Below are 20654 nucleotides of genomic sequence, written 5' to 3' on the forward strand. Positions count from 1 at the left end.
ACGACAGGTGCGCCGTATCATGACCACGCCAACGCCGTCGACCGGCGGACGCCGTGCCGCCATCGGCGGTGCGTTGCGCCGTTACGGGCTGGTCAGCATCTCCTCCGCCCTCGTGTCGGTCGCGCATCTGGTGGCGCAGGCATGTGCCATCGCCCGGCTGCCGGCCAGCGACATCGGCATGCTGGCCTTCGCCATCACGCTGATCCAGTTCGGGTTCGGCCTGTCGAACGCGCTGGTCTGCGCGCCGCATTCGGTCGCCGCCGCGCGCGAGGGGCGGGTGGGGCGCACCGTCGCGGTGCTGACGATGGTCGGCACATGGCTGGCGATCGGCTATGGCGCGCTGAGCGGCGCGATCGTCGCCGCCGGAACCTCTGGGCAGGCCGGCATCGGGTTCGGCGTCGCGACGGCGCTGCTGCTGCTGCGCTGGTTCGCGCGCAACGATGCCTATATCCGCGACCAGCCGATGCAGGCGGCATGGTCCGACCTGGCCTATGCCGTGGTGCTCAGCGGATGGTCGGTTGCGACGCTGCTGACCGGCGGCGATTTCGTGCAGGTGGCGATCGGCTTCGTCATCGCCTCCGCCGCGGGGATGCTGTGCTTCGCGCCGATGCTGGGCGATCTGGTACGACCGTTCGCGCCGGTGCGCGACTATCTGCCGATCTGGCGCGGACAGGCGTCATGGGCGCTGATGGGCGTCGCCACGACCGAGGCGACCAGCAACGCGCACAGCTATCTCGTCACCGCGATGCTCGGCCCGGCGGCGTTCGCGCCGCTGGGGGTCGCGGTGCTGTTTTTGCGCCCGCTCAACGTGGTCATCACCGCGCTGACCCAGACCGAACGGCCGCGCATGGCGCGCGAACTGGCGGAGGGCGGGGCGCCCGCGGCCTATCGCTCGCTGCGCCATTTCCGCATGGTCCTGTTCCTGATCTGGGGCGCGACCGTCGTGCTGGCGGGCGGCATCCTCGCCTTCGCCGCGCACCTCGTGGTACCGGCGACGCTGGATGCGGGCGCGGTGCGGGTCGCGGTGGCGCTCAGCGCGGTGATCGCGCTGATCCAGTGCGCGCTGGTCCCGCCCAGCGTCCTGCTGCAGGCTGCCGACCGGTTCCGTTCGCTGGCGATGACCAGCGTGCTGGCTTGCGGCGTGTCGGTGGTGTCGGTCGTCCTGTTGCTGTGGTTCCTGCCCGCGGCCTGGACGCTGGCCGGAATTGCGCTGGGCCAGCTGGCAATGTTCGCTGGCATCCGCGCCGCCGAGCGGGCATGGCGCGGCTCGACCGGGCAGATGCGAACGGGAATGGACGGACATGCTTAAATCGATCGCCAAGGCCGCCTATCTGGGCGCATTGCAGCGTTTCGCGTTCGTGCGGCTGCGCACCGTGCGGCAACGGCCGCATGGCCTGCCCTTTCCGGTGGTCGTCTCGTTGACCTCCTATCCCAAACGCTATCCTACGCTGGCGCCGACGCTCGCGACATTGCTGTCGCAACAGGTGAAGCCCGACGCGATCGTGTTGTGGATCGCGCCGGGCGACATGGCGGCGCTGCCCGCCGACGTGCTGGCGCTCAAGGCGCGCGGGCTGACAATCCGCGAGGCGGAGGATTTGCGCTCGTACAAGAAGATCATCCCGGCGCTGGCGGACTATCCCGAGGCGGCGATCGTGACCGCCGACGACGATGTCTATTACCCGTCCGACTGGCTGGGGTACATCACCGACGCCTATCGCGCAGACCGACGCGAGATACTGTGCCACCGCGCGCACCGCATGCGCGTCGTCGGCAACGGCCTCGCGCCCTATGCCAGCTGGGAGATGACGGTGTCGGACACCGGCGACACGCCGAACCTGTTCGCGACCGGCATCGGCGGCATCTTCTACCCGCCCGGCATCTTCCATCCCGACGTAACGCGGGTCGACCGGCTGCTGGCGCTGTGCCCGACCACCGACGACGTCTGGCTCAACTGGATGGCGCGGCTGTCGGGGGCGGGGGTGCGCCGCGTCGGCCCGAACCGCCGCTTTCGCGAATGGCCGGGGTCGCAGGCGGTGGCGTTGATGAACGTCAATTTCGTCGACGGGTCGAACAACGACGAACAGCTTGCCGCGATCATCGACGCGTACGGCCTGCCGGAGAATGTCCGGTGAGCGTGAAGGGGCGCGCGATCGCGGCGGTCCGCTGGACCAGCCTCGCCACGGCGGGGCGGGTGCTGTTGCAGACGCTGCAGATCTTCGCGCTTGCCCGGCTGCTGTCGCAGCATGATTTCGGCCTGATGGCGATGGTGTTGAGCGTCACCGCCTTCGTCCAGCTGTTCGCCGACCTCGGCGTCAGCTCGGTCATTATCCACGCCCGCCAGATCACCGACGATGCGCTGTCCAGCCTGTACTGGCTGAACGTCGCGGTCGGCGCGGCGATGACGCTGCTGATCGCGGCGCTGTCGCCGATGCTCGCCAGCTTCCTCGGCGATCCGCGGGCGGCGATTCCGCTGGCGCTGGCCGGCTGTTCGTTCCTGTTCCTCGCGCTGGGGCAGCAGATCAAGGTGCTGGCCGAAAAGCGGCTGGAATTTCGCACCATCGCCATCGTCGAACTGTCGTCAGCGGCGCTCAGCACGCTGGTCGCGATCGTCGCCGCCTGGCACGGCGCGGGCGTCTATGCGCTGGTCGCCGCGCTGCTGATCGTCAGCGGCGGTAACAGCCTGCTCTACTGGATCTTCGCGCGGACCGACTGGCGGCTGCGACTGCATTTCCGCTGGGCCGATGCGAAGCCGTATCTGTCGTCGGGCATGTATCTGCTCGGCACCAGCCTCGCGAACACCGCGTCGGTGCAGATCGACATCCTGATCGTCGGCCGGCTGCTGGGCAGCACGATGCTGGGCATCTATTCGGTCCCGCGCGAGCTGTGCCTGAAGGTGATGATGGCGACCAACCCCATCATCACCCGCGTCGGTACGCCGCTGCTGGCCGAGGTGCAGAATGACAAGGCGCGTATCCGCCGCGTATACCTGACAACGCTGGCGATGACGTCGGCGATCAATTTCCCGATCTATGCCTTCATCGCCGCGTTCCGCCACGACGTCGCGCTGCTGGCGCTGGGGCCGCGCTGGACCGGTGCCGCCGACCTGCTCGGCATGTTCGCGCTGTGGGGCATGTTCCGGTCGATCGGCAACCCGATCGGCAGCCTGCTTTATGGTACCGGCCGGTCGAAACTGGCGCTGGTGCAGGCGCTGTCGGTGACGGTGACGCTGGCGATCGCGGTCGGGATCGCCGCCGGATGGGGCACGATGGGCGTTGCGATCGGCATGACGCTGTTTTATCTGTGCTTTGCGCTGGCGGTATGGGCCGGCGTGGTCCGTCCGCTGACCGATGCCGGCTTTATCGAATATAACCGCCAATGGGTGATGCCGCTGATCGCCAGCGCCGCCGCGGCGGTCGTGGCGACCTTGGTCGCGATGCCGGTGTCGGACAGTTTCGTGCGGATCGTCGTCGGCGGGATCGCGGGCGGACTGGTGTATCTGTCGGTCAGCTGGATCATCAACCGCACCTGGCTGCGGTCGATGCTGGCGCTGATCGGGCGTAGGCGTGGAGAAGCAGGCTGATGACCGATAGCGCGAGGACGCCCGTTTCCCGCCCCTGGCGGCGCGACCCCGCGCCTGCGGTCACCGGCACGGGCAAGCCCTATCGCCGCTGGCGCGACCGGGCGTCGATCTTCGACGATCAGGACCGGCTGATGCGGTTGCTGCAGGTGCTGTTCTACATCTTCCTGCTGTTCGTCATGGTCCGCATCAGTTCGGGCGAGGCTGACGGCGAACTCGCGCGCGAAATCCGCAAGGCGTCGGTGGCGTCGGGAGATTCGACCAAGCAGATCCTCTACGTCCTTTCGAGCGGCGCGTTCGTCTCGTTGTGGGTGCGTCTGCGCGGCTGGACACTCCCCAAATGCCTGTCCATCTTTCAGCTCGTCCTGTTCGCGTGGATCATCCTCAGCATCTCATGGGCGATCGATCCGGCGGTCTCGCTGCGACGGGTGGTGCTGCTGCTGACGGTCATCTCGTCGCTGGCGATGGGTATCGACCTGCTAGGGCCCGAACGCTCAATGCGTGTTCTTTACTGGCTGCTCGCAACCTGCGTCATCATATCGCTGTTGGCGGTCCCGATCTTCCCCTTCGCCAAGCATCCGATGACCGAGGCCGATCCGTCGATCGCCGGCGGCTGGCGCGGGGTGTTCGTGCACAAAAACACGGCGGGCGCGGTGACCGCCGCGTCGATCATCCTGTTCCTGCACTATGCCATTCGCGAACGGCGCGCGTATCAATGGCTGCTGGTCGCGGTCGCCATCATCTTCCTCGCCGGCACTAAGTCGAAGACGCCTGCGCTGCTGCTGGTCCCGACGCTCGCTATCGGTTGGCTTTATTATCAGGCCTATACCCGCGATTTCGGACGGAACTGGTTCGCGTTCGGCTTCATTGCGCTCGCCAGTGTCACGACGTTCCTCGTCTTCGCCAAGATGTACGTGATCGAACGGGTTCTCGACGATCCCAAGTCGTTCACCGGCCGCGCCGGGCTGTGGGAAGCGGTCATTGGCTTCGTGCGCGACCATCCGTGGCTCGGGGCGGGGTACAGCTCGCTCTGGGGGGTGAACGTCACGCCGACACCGATCCTGCCGTATGTGAACGAACCGACGCAGGAGTTCATGGTCCATTCGCACAGCGGTTATCTTGAGCTGCTGGCGACGACCGGTATTCCGGGGCTGACGCTCGCGTTGCTGGCGGCGATCCTCTACCCGCTCTATCAGCTGCTCAGCGAGCGCGATCGCAGCCAGATCATGGCGAACACGCTTGTGTTCCTCCTGTTCGTCTTCGCCTTTTGCGAGAATTTCCTCGAAACGCAGCTTTACAGCCGTGACCGTGAAGTATGGGTGATCTACCTGATCGCGATCCTCGGACAACAGTTGCGCTATCGCGCGCGCCATGCGCAGCGGCCCGCGCTGCGCATGGCAGGCAAACCCATCGCACCAATCGGAACGGACGGATGACGGACAAGGTGGCAACGGCCGCGAACGAACGACCACGGGCGCGGCTCGTCGACATCGACGTCGCGAAGGGGCTGGGCATGCTCCTCGTCGTGTTCGGCCATCTGGTGCAGACCAATTCGCCTGGCGAGACGCAGGGCTATGCGGTGCTGCGCGATGCGATCTACACCTTCCACATGCCGTTCTTCATGTATCTCAGCGGCTTCGTATTCTTCCTGACCAACGGGCACGAGGCACTGGCGCGCGGATATCGTCGCTTCGTCGTCGCCCGGTTCGACCGGTTGATGCTGCCGTTCCTCGCCTTCGGTTTCCTCGTCATCGTCGGCAAATATTACGCGTCGCGCATCGGCGAGGTGCATGACGGGGTATCGAGCTTCTCGCAGGGGGTGATGGACGTCCTGACCAACGCGCCGGACAATCCCAGCATCTCGATCTGGTACCTTGTCGTCCTGTTCAGCTACTGCATCATCACGCCGCTGCTGTGGCGCGCGGTCGGGCGGAAGGCCGGGCTGCTGCTGGTAGTGGCCGCCGCGATGATCGCCATCGCCTATCTCGGTCCGGTCACCGAACGCTTCTACCTCGCCCGCATCCTGCGCTTCTTCCTGTTCTTCGCGGTCGGCGGCGTCGCTGCTCTGCGCCGCGACCATTATTATCCGCTGCTGCGCCGGATCGCATGGCCGTGCCTCGCGTTGCTCGTCGTGCTGATCGTCTTCTTCGGACGGACGCACTACGCCTTGGTATTCTGCGGGTTGCTGTCCGCACCGGCGCTGCACGGCATCGTCCTGACGCCCGCGATCACGCGCTCCACGCTGCTGCGCTGGGTCGGGGACAATTCGATGGCGATCTACCTGATGAACACGATTTTCATCGGTGTCGCCAAGCTGGTCTGGCTGAAGGTCCTGCCCGTACAGGGCGGCTGGAACCCCGCTTTCCTTGTTGCGTTGATGACCGCCGGGGTGGCGGGGCCCGTCGTCGTACGCATGGTAGTGCAACGGATTACGGGTATTCGTTTTTTTGCGCGTTATCTTGCATAGATTGGCTGCGTTTTAGGACGTCGTTCACCGGCAGGGCGTTAGGGTCCATCTGCAGGAAACCTGCGATGGCGTCGAAAGGGTGGAGTCGTGTCCGTGAAGTGCTTACCCATCGTACCGCGCCGGGATCGCCCTGTCACAGCGCGGCGGACCGGTTGGTGAGCGATACGGGCGCCGCTCCCTGGCCCAAGATTTCGGTCGTCATCCCGAACTACAACCGTGCGCGGACGATCGTCGCCGCGGTCGAATCGGTGCTGGAACAGCATTTTACCGATTTCGAGGTGATCGTGGTCGATGACGGATCGACCGATGACAGCGTGGCGCAGCTGGCCGCCGTGACCGATCCCCGGCTGCGCGTGCTGGCACGCGCCAATGGCGGGGCCAGCTCGGCGCGCAACTTCGGCATCCGCAGCGCGCGCGGCCGCTATGTCGCGTTCCTCGATTCCGACGACCGGTTCCTGCCGCATCACCTGAGCACGATGGACGCGCTGCTCGACGCGACCGAGACGGTCGCCGCGTACAGCCCGGTCATCGCCGACCGGGGCGGCGGGCGCTGGATCGTGAAGCCGCCGCGCCCGATCGGCGAGGGCGAGAACATGGCCTGCTACCTGATGTGCGATCGCGGGTTCGTGCAGACCAGCGGGCTGGTGGTGCCCCGCGCGATCGCGGCGCGGGTGCTGTACCGCGAGGACGTGTCGTTCGGCGACGATGTCGACTTCGCCGTCCGCCTGCAACTGGCGGGCTGCCGCTTCCGCATGAGCGACGCGCCGAGCGTGGTGTGGGCCGACGACGTCCGCCCCGACCGCCTGTCGCACGCCGGGCAGATGGTCGATTCGATCGGCTGGCTCAACGACCTGCGCCCGGACATCCCCGACATGGCCTATCGCGGCTACATGGGCTGGCACGTCGCCAAGGGGATGATGCGGCGCAGCCCGTGGCGCAGTACGAAGCTCTATGCCCGCGCGCTGTTCGGCCGGTCGTACAATATCCGCATGGCGGCGGTCATCTTTCTACAAATCTACGTTCCGCAATCATGGTACCGGGCGCTGGCCGACAGTATGATCGCGCTGCGCAACCTGGGCCGGAGAAAGATTGATGGATCGCCGCCTGTTTCTCGCGTCGACCTTGTGCGCAGGCCTGTCGCCTGACATCGCCTGGGGGGCGCAGACCGACTCGCCGCTCAAGCAACTCGCCGCTGCCAAAGGCGTCCGTTACGGCACCTCGACCGGCACACACGCATTGTTCGGCGATGCCGGCTATGCCGCGATCGTCGCGCGGGAAGCGGCGATGCTGGTATCGGAATATCAGGGCAAGCGCGCGCAGTTGCAGCCCGCGCCCGACCGCTACGACTTCGCCGCGCTCGATGCGATCGTCGCCTATGCGCAGCGGCACGGCATGGCGATGCGCGGGCATACCTTGTGCTGGTACGCGACCAATCCGCCGTGGCTCGACGTGCAGATGAAGTCCGACCTGCCGATCGCCGCCAAGCGCAAGCTGCTGACCGATTATGTCGCAAAGGTCGCCGGGCGCTATCGCGGCCGGATCGCCGAATGGGACGTGGTCAACGAAGCGATCGAGCCCGCCGACGGCTGGCCGCTGGGCATGCGCACCCGCAACAACATCTGGGCGGTGCTGAGCGAACGCTATATCGACATGGCGTTCCACACCGCCCGCGCCGCCGATCCGTCGGCCGCGCTGTTCCTGAACGAATTCGGCATCGAGGCCGCGACGTCGTGGAACGAGCGCAAGCGCCACGCGCTTCTGTTGCTGCTCAGCCGCCTGAAACAGCGCGGCGTGCCGATCGACGGCCTCGGCATCCAGGCGCATCTGCGACCGTACAAGGACAAGTTCGATCAGGAAGTGTTCGCCACCTTCCTGCGGCAGGTGACCGACATGGGGCTGCGCATCTCGATCACCGAGATGGATTTCAGCGACCGCGGCGGCAGCAACGACCCGCGGCAGCGCGACATCGACATGGCGGCGGCGGCGAAGGCGTTTCTCGACGTGGCGCTCGACAATCCGGCGACGCGGACCGTGATGACGTGGGGGGTGACCGATCGCTATTCGTGGCTCACCAGCCGCTTCGCCAGCGACCCCTGGCCCAACGGCGGCGTCGCCCGCGCGCTGCCCTATGACGCGAACCTGCGGCCCAAGCCGATGCGCACCGCCATCGCGCAGGCGTTCCTCGACGCGCCAGCGCGCCCCCGCTGGCGGCGCGGGGCCGCGTAGCGTTTGATCCTTCCGCAAAACAACGTCGCCCCAGCGTAGGCTGGGGCCTCCCGCGGCTCCTGCTGTGCGCCGTAACCGGGAGATCCCCGCCTTCGCTGGGATGACGTTTGCTGTAACCTCGACGGATCAAACCCTGGAAGGGTTTCGAACGCCGCTCCCTTGTCCTGTCAGCGAGGGAACGACCGGCTGGCATGCGGCACAGTCCCGCCCCTTAATTACGCCAGGCGCGGAAATTCTGCACCACCATGTCGCCCGACTTGCCGCTATAGTCGCCGGGCGCACGCACCGCGACGTCCATCAGCGGGTACCATGTCTCGCCGGGGAAGGGGTTCACCACCTGGTTCACCTCGATCCCGTCGACGAAGGTCGTGATGAAGTCGGGCTGGATATCGACGGCATAGCGGTGGAAGCCGGTGGTCAGCCCGCTGATCCCGAACAGCGCCTCGGCATCGGCGACGACGCCGGTCATGAAGGCGCGCTTGCCCGCCTCGCCACCATGGATGGTCGAGGAGATGAACGTGTCGGCCTTCCACCAGCTCTGGTAGTTGAACCCTTCGAACACGTCGATTTCGGGCGGCCAGCCGCGATCGGTCTTCAGCCAGAACGCCGGCCACGATCCGGCGCGGTCGGGCAGCTTCGCGACCCATTCATACTGGCCGAACGTGACCCGCGCCGCTTGCAGCTTGCGCCCGTCGAGCATCGCGGCGCTCTGGCGATAGGTCGAACCGTTATAGACGATCGGCGTCGCGAACTGTTCGGTGTGCAGCACCAGCCCTTCGTCGGTCCAGCGGAACGTCGGGTCGAGGTGGCGGAACGGCGGCAGCGTCGAATCGACGTACAGCCCGGTTTCCTCGTTCGCGAATCGCTCGCGGCCATAGGAAAGCGACGTCGCCCATGCATTCGCCGACCCCAGGTCGGACATGGCGAAGCTCGACCGGTCGAGCGAATAGGCGAGCGTCCCCGTCGCAAGGAACGACCGTCCGGCCCGGCGGCAATCGGTGATGCTCTCGAACGGCGTCGCCGCAGCGGTCGCGGTGACGCTGGCGGCGTTGTTCGCGCCGGTCGCGCCGTTGATCTGGTTGATCTGGAAGGTGAAACTGCGCCCCTCGACATGCCGGACCACCGGAATCTTCACCGTCTGGCGCAGCGGATCGCCCGGGCGGAACACGACCCAGCGATTGGTCCACTGGAAATCGACGCCGGCACGCGCGGAGCCGTCGACCGTGCCGACGCGCAGGATGACGGTGACCGGGGTCTGGCGATCGAGCACGACGGGCACGTTGACCACGCCCGATGCCGCGTCATAGCTCGCCGGTTCGACCCGTGCCTCCGCCAGATCGGGAAATGCCATGCCGCGCCGGAAGTCGAACGACCGCCACGGCATCTCCGCCTGCGGGCAGGGGCCGGTGGCGATCGGTGCGGCGATCGTCGGCGTCGGTGTGGGCGTCGGCGCCGGGGCGACCGGGCTCGGCGCCGGCGCGGTGACGACCGTACCGCCACCCGACGATCCGGACCCGCCGCAACTGGACAGCAACAGGATCATGAAAATACGCAAATACTTGGATTGCATGACATTCCACCCAAAGCGCTCTCGACTGCGCAGGATGGAAGCCGTGTAACCGACAGGTGTTAAGGAACGCTTCTCGTGGTAAAGGCCGCGTTGGCTATTCGGAATAAGGATGCGTTACATTGTCACTGCTGGTTCTGATGCTGGCCACGATGCTCCAGCAGGACGATGTCCGGGTCCGCACCGTCGAAGTCGCCGGGCAACGCTATACCGTATCGGTCGCACGCGATCGCTCGGTCGAGGTGCGCGGGGGCGAGGACGCCGCACCGCGCACCGAACAGGTCACCAGCCTCGCCCGCACCGCGATCTACCGCGCGACCGGTTGCGGCGTGACCGACAGTTATTGGCAGCGCAATACGCTGCTCGGCACGCTCGACTGCACCGAACAGCGTATTCCCTGACCCGCTGAGGGCTACAGCCCCTTGCCGACCGCCATGCCGCGCACGCGTAGGGTGGCGTTCAACGGCTGGCCGGTGATCGGCCGTACCGCCAGTTGCAGGAGCATCGAGGCGCTGTCCGCCGTCCAGCGCGGGGTGCGCAGGATGCCGGCGACCGGTGCCGATGGCCACGGGGTGGTCGCGGTGACGGTCGGGATCTGGAACTGCCGGACCGTCGTGTTGCTGGTGTTGTGGTAGACGTACAGCGTTACCCCGGCGAGGCCGGTCGACCCGCCATCGACCTCGATCTCGGCACAGGCGCGCAGCACGTCGCCGATCGCGCACGTCACCGACTGGCGCAGCACCACGACTTCGTTGCTGGCAGTGGCGGTGCCGCCCAGCACGACCTGCTGCCAATCCTTCGACAAGGGGCCATCGCCATCGTCGGCATAGGACTTCCCGCCGAACGCAGCGCTCGCCACCTTCGAAAAGGTGCCCGTGACGCCATCGGTCAGTGCCGGTGCCGTCCAGTCCGCAGCCAGCGTGCCCGTAGCGCCGCTGCCCAGCGTGCCGGTCGTGCCCCCGAAATAGGGCTGCAGCGACAGCACCGGGGCGGCATTGGCCCCGGCCTGCAGCTGACGTTCGGCGGATCCCATCGGCAGCGCGCCGGGCGGCGGGTAGAGCTTGCGCCATTCGCGCGCCAGCACCCGCCCGATCATGTATGCGCCCAGCGTCGACAGGTGCAGCCCGTCATAGGTGACGCCTGCCGCGCCCTGGCCGAAGCCGCTGGTGAAGTCGCCGAGGATCGCGGTGCAATCGATCACGCGCACGCCGCGTTCGGCGTTCAGCCCCAGCAGCCAGCGGTTGACGACCTGCCACGCATCGATCTGCGGCTGGGCCGTGGTATTCTGCAACCGCATGTCGGTCCGTGCCGCCGATCCATGCGGATAGTCGGTCAGGATCGTCAGGAAGATGCCGGCGGCGGTGATCCGGTCGATCATCGTCGTCAGCGCGGCGATGGACTGCACGGCGGTCATCGAATTGCGATCGTTCGCGGTCGGCGCACACATCACGATATGCCCCGCACCGCTGGCGATCGCCGCATCGAGGCGCGACAGCATGCCGGGATAGCCGGCATCGGCGATCGTGCGGTCGCCGTTGAAGCCGTGCGCGCCGCCGGTGTCGAGCACGGCGCGGCCTCCGCTCAGACAGTTCGCCCAGTTGACCGGTCCGATGATCGAACCGCTGGGCTGCGCCGGCTGGCCGGTGGCCGACGCCGACATGAAGTGATTGGCCGCATGGCTCGGCCCGAACACGCAGATGCGGTTGTTGCGCGGGGTGGTGAGGTTGCGGTTGCGCAGTTTCGCGGTCAGTGCCCGTTCGCCGATGCCGCCCTGCGCGCCTGAGGAAAATCCTGCCATGGCTCAGGCCTCCGCGATGATGTCGGTGGCGGTCGTGCCGGTCGCCCGGACATATTGCGCGCGCACGTTGATGTACGAAGCGTCGGGCAGGTTGCGATAGGTCACGTCGCCGGCGGCGTTCATGCCGCGCAGCGTCACGTCGCCGCCGGTGCCGATGTACAGGCCCTTGGGAATGACCGGCAGGTCGGTCGAGTCCGACGGCGTGACGAGGTAGGGCGCACGCGACGGTGCGTCGGGGCTGTCTCCGTGGCAGGGGAAGGGATCGGGCATGGGAACCTCCTGAACGGCAACGCAGGATCGCGCTGACGTATGTTCCACATATGTTCCTGCCTTTCTTGTAGGAAAGTTGTTTTTTCCTGCCGCGATCGACGCTTAGCTCAGCCGGCACGCCTCCCGGCACCGCTGCGTTGACGGTGCCGCCACTGGTTGATCGGCCGTTCGATCGCGAAATGGAACGCGACCCCCGCGGCGATCGCGGCCAGCGTCGACAGCAGGATCGCCGGCTCGATTCGCGTCAGCAGCCCGCGCTCGATCAGCGGCGGATAGACCCGGCCCATCACCACATAGACGATGGTGACGTGCACGAGGTAGATCGAGAAGGACGCGTCGCCCAGCAGCACCGCGAACCGCCCGACCGGCCCGGTCGGTTCGAACGGCAGCGACACGGTATAGGCGACGATCACCGCTGCCGGCAGACCCCAGTAGAGGCAGCGCCAGATCGGGGCGATCGCACCGGTCTCATGCAGGTGCGACGCGCCGAACATCACCGCGACCGCGACGGCCACGGCGACGAACGGCATCCGCGGCCGGCCGCGGCGCTGCAGATACCACCCGATCGCGCACCCGAACAGGAACTCGAACACGATCGGATCGGCCAGGAACCGTCCGATCGCCGATCCATTCCCGATCACGATTGCCGCGGCCCAGATGCCGACGATTCCGGCCGTGAGCGGCAACCAGTAGCGCGTCCTGAGCAGCGTCAGTGCCGCGCAGAAGCTCAGATAGAAATACATCTCATACGACAACGTCCACCCGACCCCCAGCAGCGGCTGGACCAGTCCCTCGGCATTGAACCCCGGCACCAGCAGGAAGGATCGCACCACGCGGTCGAGCGTCAGGTCGCCGGTCGCGCCCTTCAGCAGGGGGCCCGCGATCACGATCAGCGTCGCGATCCAATAGGGCGGATAGACCCGCTCGATCCGGCGGATCAGGAAGTCGTGCGGCGGCTTGGTACCCCGCACATAGGGTCCGGCGACATAGACCATGATGAAGCCGCTGATGACGAAGAAGATGTCGACGCCGGCCGCCAGCCCCTCGCGCAGCCACGCCACCGCCAGCGGCGTCGGCGGCAGCGTCGCCATCGGCGCGGTGGCGTGGATGCTGTAGGCGCGCAGGATATGGTGCCACACCACCACGATCGCGGCGACCGCGCGCAGGATCTGCAGCGAATGGAACTTCATGGGCTGGGGACTGGTCATGCGCTCGTTTCCGGGCAGGGGCCGACCGGCCTCCGCCACCATGGGATTTCCGGCCGGAGTCAATGCATCGCCGCCGGGTCGCGGGCCGGTTCGCGACGCAGCACCAGCAGCGTCAGCACCCGCCGCGCCAGCGGATCGATCCATGTCGCCGCGACCCAGCAGACGCCGAGCAGCACGATCGTGATCGCGATGCCGCTATACGGTGCCAGCGACACGGCCGGCCGGCCGAGGATCGCGCTGGCGATGCGTTCGCTCGGGATGGGGATCTGCAACACGTACAGCGGATAGGAGATCGCGCCAAGGAATGCGTACAACCGCACCCGGGCCGGCTCCACGCCCAGCGCCAGCAGGCAGATCGCCGGGAACGCGACCAGCGCGGTCAGCAGGTCGAGCGCCGCGCCCATCCGCGGCAGCGCCATCAGCCCGGCGACGGCCAGCAGCAGCGTCCAGGCCGGTGGCGCGGGCAATCGCCACCGCTCCGCGCGGTACAGGCGATAGAGGATCACCCCCAGCGGAAACGAAAAGCTGACGCGCGCCAATCCCATCTCCCAATCGTCCCACCGGAATCCGTGGTCCAGCGACCCGCGCATCGTCGCCAGCACGATCATCGCCACCGCTGCCACGCCGCACACGATCGCCAGCTGCGCATTGCGCATCCGGTACCCGACCAGCGCATAGGCCAGGTTGATGACCATTTCCCAGAACAGCGACCATGCCGGAGGATTGAGCGGATACAGCTCGCCATGCGTGCTGGGCGTGACATTGGGCAGCATCAGCAACCCCATGCCCGCCAGTGGCAGAAAACTGCCCCAGGTCCAATGCTCGCTGCGTCCCAGCACCAGCGCGCCGGCGACCATCGCGATCGTCAGCGCAAGGCCCATCAGGTACAGCGGCGCCAGCCGGACGAATCGCAACCCGAAGAACCGCCACGGCGTCAGCGTCGCGCGCAGCTTGCCCTCATAGGCATGGGCGATCACCATCCCGCTCATCACGAAGAACAGGTCGACCGCCAGATACGACCCGCGCAGCCGGATTGGGGCGAGGAGCAAGGCATAATGCTGGGTCAGCACCGCCAGCGCAGCGATGCCGCGCAGCCCGTCGAGCGTGTGGAACGTCCGCCGTTTCGCAAAGTCCGCCGTCGTCGCCATCGCCACGCCTCCGTCCCTTGATCCACTGCGCGTCGCCGCGTCAACTGCGATCGGCATATTCGCGCCAACCATAGCCTGCCAGCCCGGCGATGCGACCACCCAAACGGATGATCCGCCCGGTCCGCTCGATCCGCGCCAGCCGCGACCGCAGCGACAGCGGCGCCGTCGCCACCGCCGCGCCGGTCATGAGCAGCGTGCGCGCGACCAGCCAGCCGCGGCGGCCCATGCCGGCATGTTTCCACGCGACCATCGTATCGGTGTTCCCGACCCGCCACATCCGCCGCCAGATCCATGGCAGCTGCGCGCGGTCGCCGGGCACGATTTCGTGCACGACCGCAGCGGTGGTCCAGCCGAAGCGCAACCCTTGCGCCTTCCACCGGCTGTACAGGTCGAAATCCTCGCCACCGATCTGGTTGAAGCGCAGGTCGAACCACGGGGCGGGCGTCGCTTCCCAGCAGGCACGGGTCGACAGCGCGTTGGTCAGGCTGAACAGCATGTCGACCGGGCCGGTGGCATGCGGTTCGGCACGGAACAGCGGAATCGCCGCGTTCCAGTCGGGCGTCTCGCCCTCGAACTCGAACAGCACCGGGCCGGCAACGATATCGGCATCCTGCGCGAACGCCTCGCGTGTCAGCGTCGCGATCCAGTCGGGATCGACCCATTGATCGTCGTCCAGCATCGCGACATGCGTCATCCGCGGGTGCACCAGCGCGCGCGCGACCAGCGCGTTGCGGTTGTGGCACAGGCCCGGTTCGGCGACCGGAAAGGCGTCGATCGGGATCGGAAACCCCTGTTCGACCAGCGCCTGCGCCGCGGCGATGCCGCCCCGCCCGCGATCGTCATTGTCGGCGATCAGGATCGCCATGTCGGGACGATCGTGCATCGCCGCCAGCGACCGGAGCAACTGGACGAGTTGTTCCGGCCGCCGGAACGTCGGGATCGCGACGACGACGAACGGAGGGGCGGCGGGGGCGGCGGCCATTACCGCCGGGCGGACTTGCGCTTGGTCAGGCGCAGCTTGGCGAGGTCGATCAGCCCCAGCGCCAGCGAATGCGGGTTGGTCGTCAGATAGCGCCAGCCGAACTTGCGCGGCTCGGTCGCCATGCGGTGCAGCCATTCCAGATTGGCGTTCTGCATCCACATCGGCGCGCGCTTATATTCGCCGACGAAATAATTGTAGCAGCCGCCGCAGGTGACGACCCAGCCGGCCTTGATCGAGTCGCGATGGGTGACGCAGAATTGCTGTTCGCGCGGCTTGCCCATGCCGACCCACAGGACGTCGGGGCGTACCGCGTTGATATCGGCGATCACCGCCGCCTCGTCCGCCGGACCGAAATAGCCGTTGCGCCGGCCGACGACCTTCAGCCTGGGATAGTTGCGGGCGAGGAAATCGATGAACGCCGCATTGATCGGCTCGGTCCCACCCAGCACGTAGAAGGTCAGCCCCTCACGCTCGCATGCCGCGGCGAAGTCGGTCATCATGTCGGTCGTGCTGCTGCGCTCGGCGATCGGCGCGTCGGTGAATCGCGACATCGCGACCCAGATGCCGCCATCGGCATGGATCAGGTCGGCGGCTTCCAGCGAACGGCGATAGGCGGGGTCGGTGCCCGCCATCGAAATGCCATGGCCGTTGATGTCGAACACCAGCGTCGCGGGCACCGTGTCGTCGGCCTGCGCACGGCGGCAGTCGGCGATCATCGCATCGACCAGTTCGGCCCGGCCGGCGGTAACGACGGGCAGCCCGGCGATTCGCGTGCGTTCCATCGCCTTCGTATCGTGGCCGCGATTGTTGGCCATCTGCGCCTCCCATTGGTCGCCCGGCCGTCGCGGCCGGCTGCCCCTTAACCGATAAGGACCATTGCCGGCCATACCCCCATGGCCTATTCATTGTGCGCTGCGACAAAATAGCGGTCTGGTGCGGTAAAATGGCGACGAACCCGATGCGGGGGCCATTGACGGGAGCAGGGTAAAGCCTCGAAAGGAACAGGACGCGACATGACGGTTGCGCCTGTTACAGGGATCGGCCGAACGCGAAAGGTTTTGGCATGACACAAGCGCCTTTGTTCTCGGTCATCATTCCCACCTATAACCGCGCCGACAAGATCTTGCCGACTCTGGAATCGGTACGCGAACAGACGCTGGGCGATTTCGAATGCCTCGTCGTCGATGACGGATCGCGCGACGGTGATGCGCTGGCGGCCGTGGTGGCGGGGTTGGGCGACGACCGGTTCCGGTACATCCGCACGCCGAACCGCGGGGCCAGCGCCGCGCGCAACACCGGGTTCGACGAAGCGCGTGGCCGCTACGTCGCGCTGCTCGATTCGGACGATCGCTTCCTGCCTGCCAAGCTGGCGCGCAATGCCGCGCTGCTCGAACAACATGGCGCCGACGCCATGATCTTCTCGCAGATCGCGATGGATCGCGGCATCGGCAGCTACTGGATGAAGCCGCCGCGCGGGCCGGCGCCGGGCGAGCGGATCGACGAATATTTCTTTTGCGCGCGCGGCTGGGTTCCCACCTCTACGATGGCGCTGTCGACCGACGTCGCGCGCAAGGTCCGGTTCGACGAAGCGCTGCCATCGTCGCAGGACACCGATTTCGCGATTCGCTGCGCCAGTGCCGGGATCAGGTTCGTCTATATTCCCGAAGCGCTGGCGATCGGCGACGATATCTTCGATCCGCAGCGCGTGTCGAAATCGCCGAAATACGAACCGCTGCTGCGCTGGATCGACGACATGCGCCACAACCATGTCTCAGACCGCGCCTATTGGGCGTATCGCGGCTGGCATTATGCGCGCAGCCTGTCGAAAGTCCGCCGGCTCGATGCCACGCGCGAATATCTGCAATCGGTGCTGCACGGCGCCTATCCGCCGCGGCTGGCGCTGGTCGTCGGCGCGCAGGTGATGCTGCCGACGACCGCGTATCAGCGCACCGCCGATCTCGTCGCCTATGTGTTCGGCAAGAAGGGCCGGGGCGGCATCGACGCGGCGTCATAGGGCGGGGCGGCCCGCGAGTTTGCCTTTCCGATTATGGTTTTCCACGTCACCCCGGATCAAGTCCGGGGTGACGCAGGGAAATAGAGAACTACCCCCGAACCGCCCGTCTCCGTACGGTCCCGATCCCCTACATTGGCGTGATGTTAATCGTTTGTGCCTAACCCTGCCGTCGCGGGCGACTTGCCCGACGACCAGGGATTCGACCGATGACTGTATCCGCCGGCCAGGACGGGGTGCGTTTTTCGCCCGTCTGGCGTGTCCTACGGCAGTGCCGCCGCCACATCGTCGCAGCGGCCGCGTTCAGCGCGATGAGCAACCTGCTCTATCTCGCCCCCTCGCTCTTCATGCTTCAGGTGTACGATCGCGTGTTGCCCAGCCACGGGCTCGGCACGCTCGCGGCGCTCGGGCTGCTGACGCTGGTCGCGCTCGGGGCGCTGGCGGCGTTCGAATGGCTGCGATCGCGCCTCCTGATTCGCGCCAGCGTGCTGCTGGAACAGGGATTGTCGGTGCGGGCGTTGCGCGTTGCGCTCAGTCGCCCGGGCGTCGCACGGATGCAGCGCAGCGAGGCGACGCAGAATGTCGACACCCTGCGCCAGGCGATGGCCAGCCCCGCGGTTCTCGCCGGGCTCGATGCGCCGTGGATGCCGATCTACGTCATCGTCGGCTTCCTGCTGCACCCGGCGCTCGGCATCGCGATGCTGGTTTCCGCCGCGCTGCTGGTCGCGCTCGCCTGGGCCAATGAACGCGCCACCGCCGGCCCGATCGAGCGCGCGAACAAGGCACAGGCAATCGCCTATAGCCGGTTGAACCACGGCGTCGCCCATGCCGCCGAGGTCCGGGCGCTCGGCATGGTCGGCACGCTGTCGCGCCGTCAGTTGCGCGACCGCCACGCGGCTGGCCAGTTGCAGGTCGCCGCCAGCTTCGCCGGCAACGGTTTCTCCAGCACGATCAAGTTCGTCCGCCTCGCGCTGCAATCGGGCGCGCTGGCGCTGGGTGCGGTGCTGGTGATCGAGGATGCGATCTCCGCCGGATCGGTCATCGCCGCGTCGCTGCTGATGGCGCGCGCGCTGGCCCCGGTCGAGGCGCTGGTCGGATCGTGGCGCACGATCGTGCAGGCGCGCGTCGCCTATGCCAGCCTCAACGACCTGCTGTCCGACGACGCCGCCGATCCGGTCGAGCGCACCCGGCTGCCCGATCCGACCGGCGCGGTCGAGCTGGACGCGGTCAGCGTGGTCGCGCCGCATAGCGGCCAGCCGGTGCTCGCCGGCGTCACCGCCACCATCGCACCCGGACAGGTCATCGGCATCGCCGGCGCCAGTGGTGCTGGCAAGTCGACGCTGCTGCGCGCGATCGTCGGCGCGGTGACGCTGGAACAGGGGCATGTCCGCCTCGACGGCGCCAATCGTAACGATTGGGACCCCGACCTGCTCGCCCGCCATATCGGCTATCTGCCGCAGGAAGCGGTGCTGTTCCCCGGCACGGTCAAGGAGAACATCGTCCGGTTTCACGTCGGCAACGCCGATGATTCGTCCGCGCTGGACGCCGCCGCCGTCGCTTCGGCGCAGGCGATCGGCGCGCATGCCATGATCGCCGGCCTGCCGCAGGGCTATGATACCGTCCTCGGCATCGGCGGCACCGGCCTGTCGGGCGGACAGGCGCAGCGGGTGGCGATCGCCCGTGCGCTGTTCGGCAATCCGCGCATCCTCGTCCTCGACGAACCGACCGCACATCTCGATGCCGATGCGCGCCGCGCGCTTGCCCGGCTGGTCACCACGCTGCGCCAGGCGGGGCGGACGATCATCGTCGCCAGCCACGACGCCGACGTGCTGGCCGCCTGCGACAAGCTGATGATCCTGTCCGAAGGGCGGATCGAGACGTTCGGGGCGCTCGGCCCTTCTCCCAAATCGCGGGTCGCGCAGCCGACCTCGCTTGCAAAGGCCTGATCCGATGTCCTTCACCCTCACGATGGACGGCGTGGCGCTGCGCGGCCCCCGCCCACTCCACGACCCCCGGCCCGAAATCCGCGCCGGTATCGCGCTGGCCGCGGCGCTGGTGCTGGGCTTTGGCGGCTGGGCAGTCGCCACCCGGCTCGATGCCGCCGTTGTCGGTGCCGGCATGGTCCGCTTCGCCGGCACGCGGCAGGTGGTGCAGGCACCGACCGGCGGCATCGTCTCGGCCGTGCGCGTGCGCAACGGCGCTACGGTACAGGCCGGGCAGACGCTGGTCGAATTCACCACCAGCGAAACCCGCGCGCAGGCCCAGTCACTCAGCGCGCGCGTCGTCGGGCTGATGGCGGAGATCGCCCGGCTCGAAGCCGACCTCGCCGGGGGCGCGCGCGTCCCGGCACCCGCCGGTTTCGCATCGCTGACCGGCGACGAGCGCGCGCTCGCCGACGCCGCGCTCGCCCAGCAACAAGCACAGCTCGACGCCGATCGCGCGCTCGAACGTTCCGAAGCGGCGGTGCTCAACGATCGCTCGCGCCAGATCGCGCAGCAGATCGGCGGCTATGGCGAACGGCTGTCGTCGATCCGCCAGCAGCGCGACCTGAACGAACAGGAACTGGCCGCCTATCAGCAATTGTTGGCCAAGGGGCTGGCGACGCGGTCGCGCGTGCTGGCGCTGCAACGCTCGGCGGCGGGGCTGGGCGGCGATGCCGGCGCCAGCGTTGCCGAGATCGGCCGGCTGCGGCTGCAGGCGGGCGAAACCCGGTTGCAGCTGAACCATGCGCGCAGCCAGCGCATGTCCGCCGCCTCCGACCGCCTGCGCGCGGCGCAGGGCGAATTGCAGGCGACGCTGCCGCAATGGCACGCCGCCCGCGCCGAACTGGCCCGCATGGTGGTGCGTGCGCCCTTTGCCGGCACGGTCAGCGGCGCGCAGATACCGGCGACCGGCGCGGTCCTGCCCGCTGGCGCGCCGCTGATGGAGGTCGTGCCCGATCGCGGCGAGATGACCGTCGAGCTGCGCGTGCCGCTCGCCGAAGCCGCCGAATTGCAGACCGGGCAGGCGGCCGAGGTCCGGCTGGTCGGTCCCGGCGCGCGCGTACAGCCCGCGCTGCACGGTCGCGTCGATCGCATCTCGGCCGACACGGTCGAGGACCAGCGCACCGGGCAGAGCTTCTACACCGCCTCGATCGCGGTCTCGCGACAGGCGTTGCAACAGGCGGCGCGCGACGGGGCGATGGCCGGCGGCATCCGTGCCGGTACCCCGGTCGAGGTGATGATCCCCACGCAAGCCCGTCGTGCGATCGACTTCCTGCTCGGCCCGCTGCTTAGCCGGACTTCGACGGTGTTCACCCAGCGCTAGGGTCGGCTGACTGCTATCCGCAGCAAAATCCGTCATTCCCGCGCAGGCGGGAATCCATTGCCGCCGACGTCTCGACCGGATTCGATCGGACAGC

18 protein-coding genes are annotated in these 20654 nt (G+C 67.5%); 11 read left to right on the plus strand and 7 right to left on the minus strand.

Annotation, left to right across the window (positions count from 1 at the left end; genetic code table 11):
* The first annotated feature begins 19 nt into the window (after positions 1 to 19).
* The 7 genes from MF610_RS12850 to MF610_RS12880 all read left to right on the plus strand — a co-directional run bounded on the left by MF610_RS12850 (position 20) and on the right by MF610_RS12880 (position 8270).
* Entirely contained in the window at positions 20 to 1309 is a 1290-nt protein-coding gene (locus MF610_RS12850) for a polysaccharide biosynthesis protein (protein WP_242197251.1), read from the plus strand.
* Positions 1302 to 2132 carry a hypothetical protein gene (locus MF610_RS12855; protein WP_242197254.1) on the plus strand — a complete coding sequence of 277 codons (831 nt, stop codon included), beginning with the start codon at positions 1302 to 1304 and terminating at the stop codon, positions 2130 to 2132. Before MF610_RS12850 ends, MF610_RS12855 begins: the two co-directional genes overlap by 8 nt.
* On the plus strand, positions 2129 to 3580 hold the full coding sequence (locus tag MF610_RS12860) for an MOP flippase family protein (protein WP_242197256.1): 1452 nt from the start codon (positions 2129 to 2131) through the stop codon (positions 3578 to 3580). The genes MF610_RS12855 and MF610_RS12860 overlap by 4 nt, the downstream gene beginning before the upstream one ends.
* Positions 3580 to 5013 (plus strand): O-antigen ligase family protein, encoded by a 1434-nt coding sequence (locus MF610_RS12865; protein WP_242197259.1) that lies wholly within the window; start codon positions 3580 to 3582, stop codon positions 5011 to 5013. Before MF610_RS12860 ends, MF610_RS12865 begins: the two co-directional genes overlap by 1 nt.
* Positions 5010 to 6044, plus strand: coding sequence for an acyltransferase family protein (locus MF610_RS12870; protein ID WP_242197262.1), 1035 nt, complete (start codon positions 5010 to 5012; stop codon positions 6042 to 6044). Before MF610_RS12865 ends, MF610_RS12870 begins: the two co-directional genes overlap by 4 nt.
* A 155-nt stretch (positions 6045 to 6199) precedes the next feature.
* Complete coding sequence (locus MF610_RS12875; RefSeq protein WP_242197264.1) at positions 6200 to 7189, plus strand: glycosyltransferase family 2 protein; 990 nt, start codon at positions 6200 to 6202, stop codon at positions 7187 to 7189.
* Entirely contained in the window at positions 7137 to 8270 is a 1134-nt protein-coding gene (locus MF610_RS12880) for an endo-1,4-beta-xylanase (protein ID WP_242197267.1), read from the plus strand. Before MF610_RS12875 ends, MF610_RS12880 begins: the two co-directional genes overlap by 53 nt.
* Before the next feature lie 211 nt (positions 8271 to 8481).
* Here the strand turns inward: MF610_RS12880 and MF610_RS12885 are convergent, their stop codons facing one another.
* The gene (locus MF610_RS12885) at positions 8482 to 9840 is read right to left on the minus strand and encodes a family 16 glycosylhydrolase (RefSeq protein ID WP_242197271.1); all 1359 of its coding nucleotides are present in this window, start codon (positions 9838 to 9840) and stop codon (positions 8482 to 8484) included.
* A gap of 119 nt (positions 9841 to 9959) precedes the next feature.
* Between MF610_RS12885 and MF610_RS12890 the strand changes: the two genes are divergently transcribed.
* On the plus strand, positions 9960 to 10238 hold the full coding sequence (locus tag MF610_RS12890) for a hypothetical protein (protein WP_242197274.1): 279 nt from the start codon (positions 9960 to 9962) through the stop codon (positions 10236 to 10238).
* 11 nt (positions 10239 to 10249) lie between these two features.
* Here the strand turns inward: MF610_RS12890 and MF610_RS12895 are convergent, their stop codons facing one another.
* The 6 genes from MF610_RS12895 to MF610_RS12920 form a co-directional block, all read right to left on the minus strand.
* Positions 10250 to 11635, minus strand: coding sequence for an SGNH/GDSL hydrolase family protein (locus MF610_RS12895; RefSeq protein ID WP_242197276.1), 1386 nt, complete (start codon positions 11633 to 11635; stop codon positions 10250 to 10252).
* A 3-nt stretch (positions 11636 to 11638) separates the two neighbouring features.
* Positions 11639 to 11905, minus strand: a complete 267-nt coding sequence (locus tag MF610_RS12900) for a spike base protein, RCAP_Rcc01079 family (protein WP_242197280.1) — start codon at positions 11903 to 11905, stop codon at positions 11639 to 11641.
* A gap of 107 nt (positions 11906 to 12012) precedes the next feature.
* Positions 12013 to 13113: an acyltransferase family protein gene (locus MF610_RS12905; protein ID WP_242197282.1), complete on the minus strand. Its 1101-nt coding sequence runs from the start codon at positions 13111 to 13113 to the stop codon at positions 12013 to 12015.
* A 59-nt stretch (positions 13114 to 13172) separates the two neighbouring features.
* Positions 13173 to 14261: an acyltransferase family protein gene (locus MF610_RS12910; protein ID WP_242197285.1), complete on the minus strand. Its 1089-nt coding sequence runs from the start codon at positions 14259 to 14261 to the stop codon at positions 13173 to 13175.
* A 40-nt stretch (positions 14262 to 14301) separates the two neighbouring features.
* Positions 14302 to 15243, minus strand: coding sequence for a glycosyltransferase family 2 protein (locus MF610_RS12915; RefSeq protein ID WP_242197287.1), 942 nt, complete (start codon positions 15241 to 15243; stop codon positions 14302 to 14304).
* Positions 15243 to 16058, minus strand: a complete 816-nt coding sequence (locus MF610_RS12920; protein ID WP_242197290.1) for a WecB/TagA/CpsF family glycosyltransferase — start codon at positions 16056 to 16058, stop codon at positions 15243 to 15245. Before MF610_RS12920 ends, MF610_RS12915 begins: the two co-directional genes overlap by 1 nt.
* A 248-nt stretch (positions 16059 to 16306) precedes the next feature.
* On the opposite strand from MF610_RS12920, the gene MF610_RS12925 reads away from it, so the two are divergent.
* The 3 genes from MF610_RS12925 (at position 16307) to MF610_RS12935 (ending at position 20560) form a co-directional block, all read left to right on the plus strand.
* Entirely contained in the window at positions 16307 to 17257 is a 951-nt protein-coding gene (locus MF610_RS12925; protein ID WP_242197292.1) for a glycosyltransferase family 2 protein, read from the plus strand.
* 206 nt (positions 17258 to 17463) lie between these two features.
* The gene (locus MF610_RS12930; protein ID WP_242197295.1) at positions 17464 to 19200 is read left to right on the plus strand and encodes a type I secretion system permease/ATPase; all 1737 of its coding nucleotides are present in this window, start codon (positions 17464 to 17466) and stop codon (positions 19198 to 19200) included.
* A 4-nt stretch (positions 19201 to 19204) separates the two neighbouring features.
* Positions 19205 to 20560 (plus strand): HlyD family type I secretion periplasmic adaptor subunit, encoded by a 1356-nt coding sequence (locus MF610_RS12935; RefSeq protein ID WP_242197297.1) that lies wholly within the window; start codon positions 19205 to 19207, stop codon positions 20558 to 20560.
* Positions 20561 to 20654: the final 94 nt, after the last annotated feature.

The organism is Sphingomonas hankookensis (assembly GCF_022664465.1).
Taxonomy (GTDB): domain Bacteria; phylum Pseudomonadota; class Alphaproteobacteria; order Sphingomonadales; family Sphingomonadaceae; genus Sphingomonas; species Sphingomonas hankookensis.

Bases quoted from the DNA above. Each gene is read 5' to 3' on its own strand.
- MF610_RS12850 (WP_242197251.1), top strand. From the start codon at position 20: ATGACCACGCCAACGCCGTCGACCGGCGGACGCCGTGCCGCCATCGGC.
- MF610_RS12855 (WP_242197254.1), top strand. From the start codon at position 1,302: ATGCTTAAATCGATCGCCAAGGCCGCCTATCTGGGCGCATTGCAGCGT.
- MF610_RS12865 (WP_242197259.1), top strand. From the start codon at position 3,580: ATGACCGATAGCGCGAGGACGCCCGTTTCCCGCCCCTGGCGGCGCGAC.
- MF610_RS12870 (WP_242197262.1), top strand. From the start codon at position 5,010: ATGACGGACAAGGTGGCAACGGCCGCGAACGAACGACCACGGGCGCGG.
- MF610_RS12880 (WP_242197267.1), top strand. From the start codon at position 7,137: ATGGATCGCCGCCTGTTTCTCGCGTCGACCTTGTGCGCAGGCCTGTCG.
- MF610_RS12885 (WP_242197271.1), bottom strand. From the start codon at position 9,840: ATGCAATCCAAGTATTTGCGTATTTTCATGATCCTGTTGCTGTCCAGT.
- MF610_RS12895 (WP_242197276.1), bottom strand. From the start codon at position 11,635: ATGGCAGGATTTTCCTCAGGCGCGCAGGGCGGCATCGGCGAACGGGCA.
- MF610_RS12900 (WP_242197280.1), bottom strand. From the start codon at position 11,905: ATGCCCGATCCCTTCCCCTGCCACGGAGACAGCCCCGACGCACCGTCG.
- MF610_RS12905 (WP_242197282.1), bottom strand. From the start codon at position 13,113: ATGACCAGTCCCCAGCCCATGAAGTTCCATTCGCTGCAGATCCTGCGC.
- MF610_RS12910 (WP_242197285.1), bottom strand. From the start codon at position 14,261: ATGGCGACGACGGCGGACTTTGCGAAACGGCGGACGTTCCACACGCTC.
- MF610_RS12915 (WP_242197287.1), bottom strand. From the start codon at position 15,243: ATGGCCGCCGCCCCCGCCGCCCCTCCGTTCGTCGTCGTCGCGATCCCG.
- MF610_RS12920 (WP_242197290.1), bottom strand. From the start codon at position 16,058: ATGGCCAACAATCGCGGCCACGATACGAAGGCGATGGAACGCACGCGA.
- MF610_RS12925 (WP_242197292.1), top strand. From the start codon at position 16,307: ATGACACAAGCGCCTTTGTTCTCGGTCATCATTCCCACCTATAACCGC.
- MF610_RS12930 (WP_242197295.1), top strand. From the start codon at position 17,464: ATGACTGTATCCGCCGGCCAGGACGGGGTGCGTTTTTCGCCCGTCTGG.
- MF610_RS12935 (WP_242197297.1), top strand. From the start codon at position 19,205: ATGTCCTTCACCCTCACGATGGACGGCGTGGCGCTGCGCGGCCCCCGC.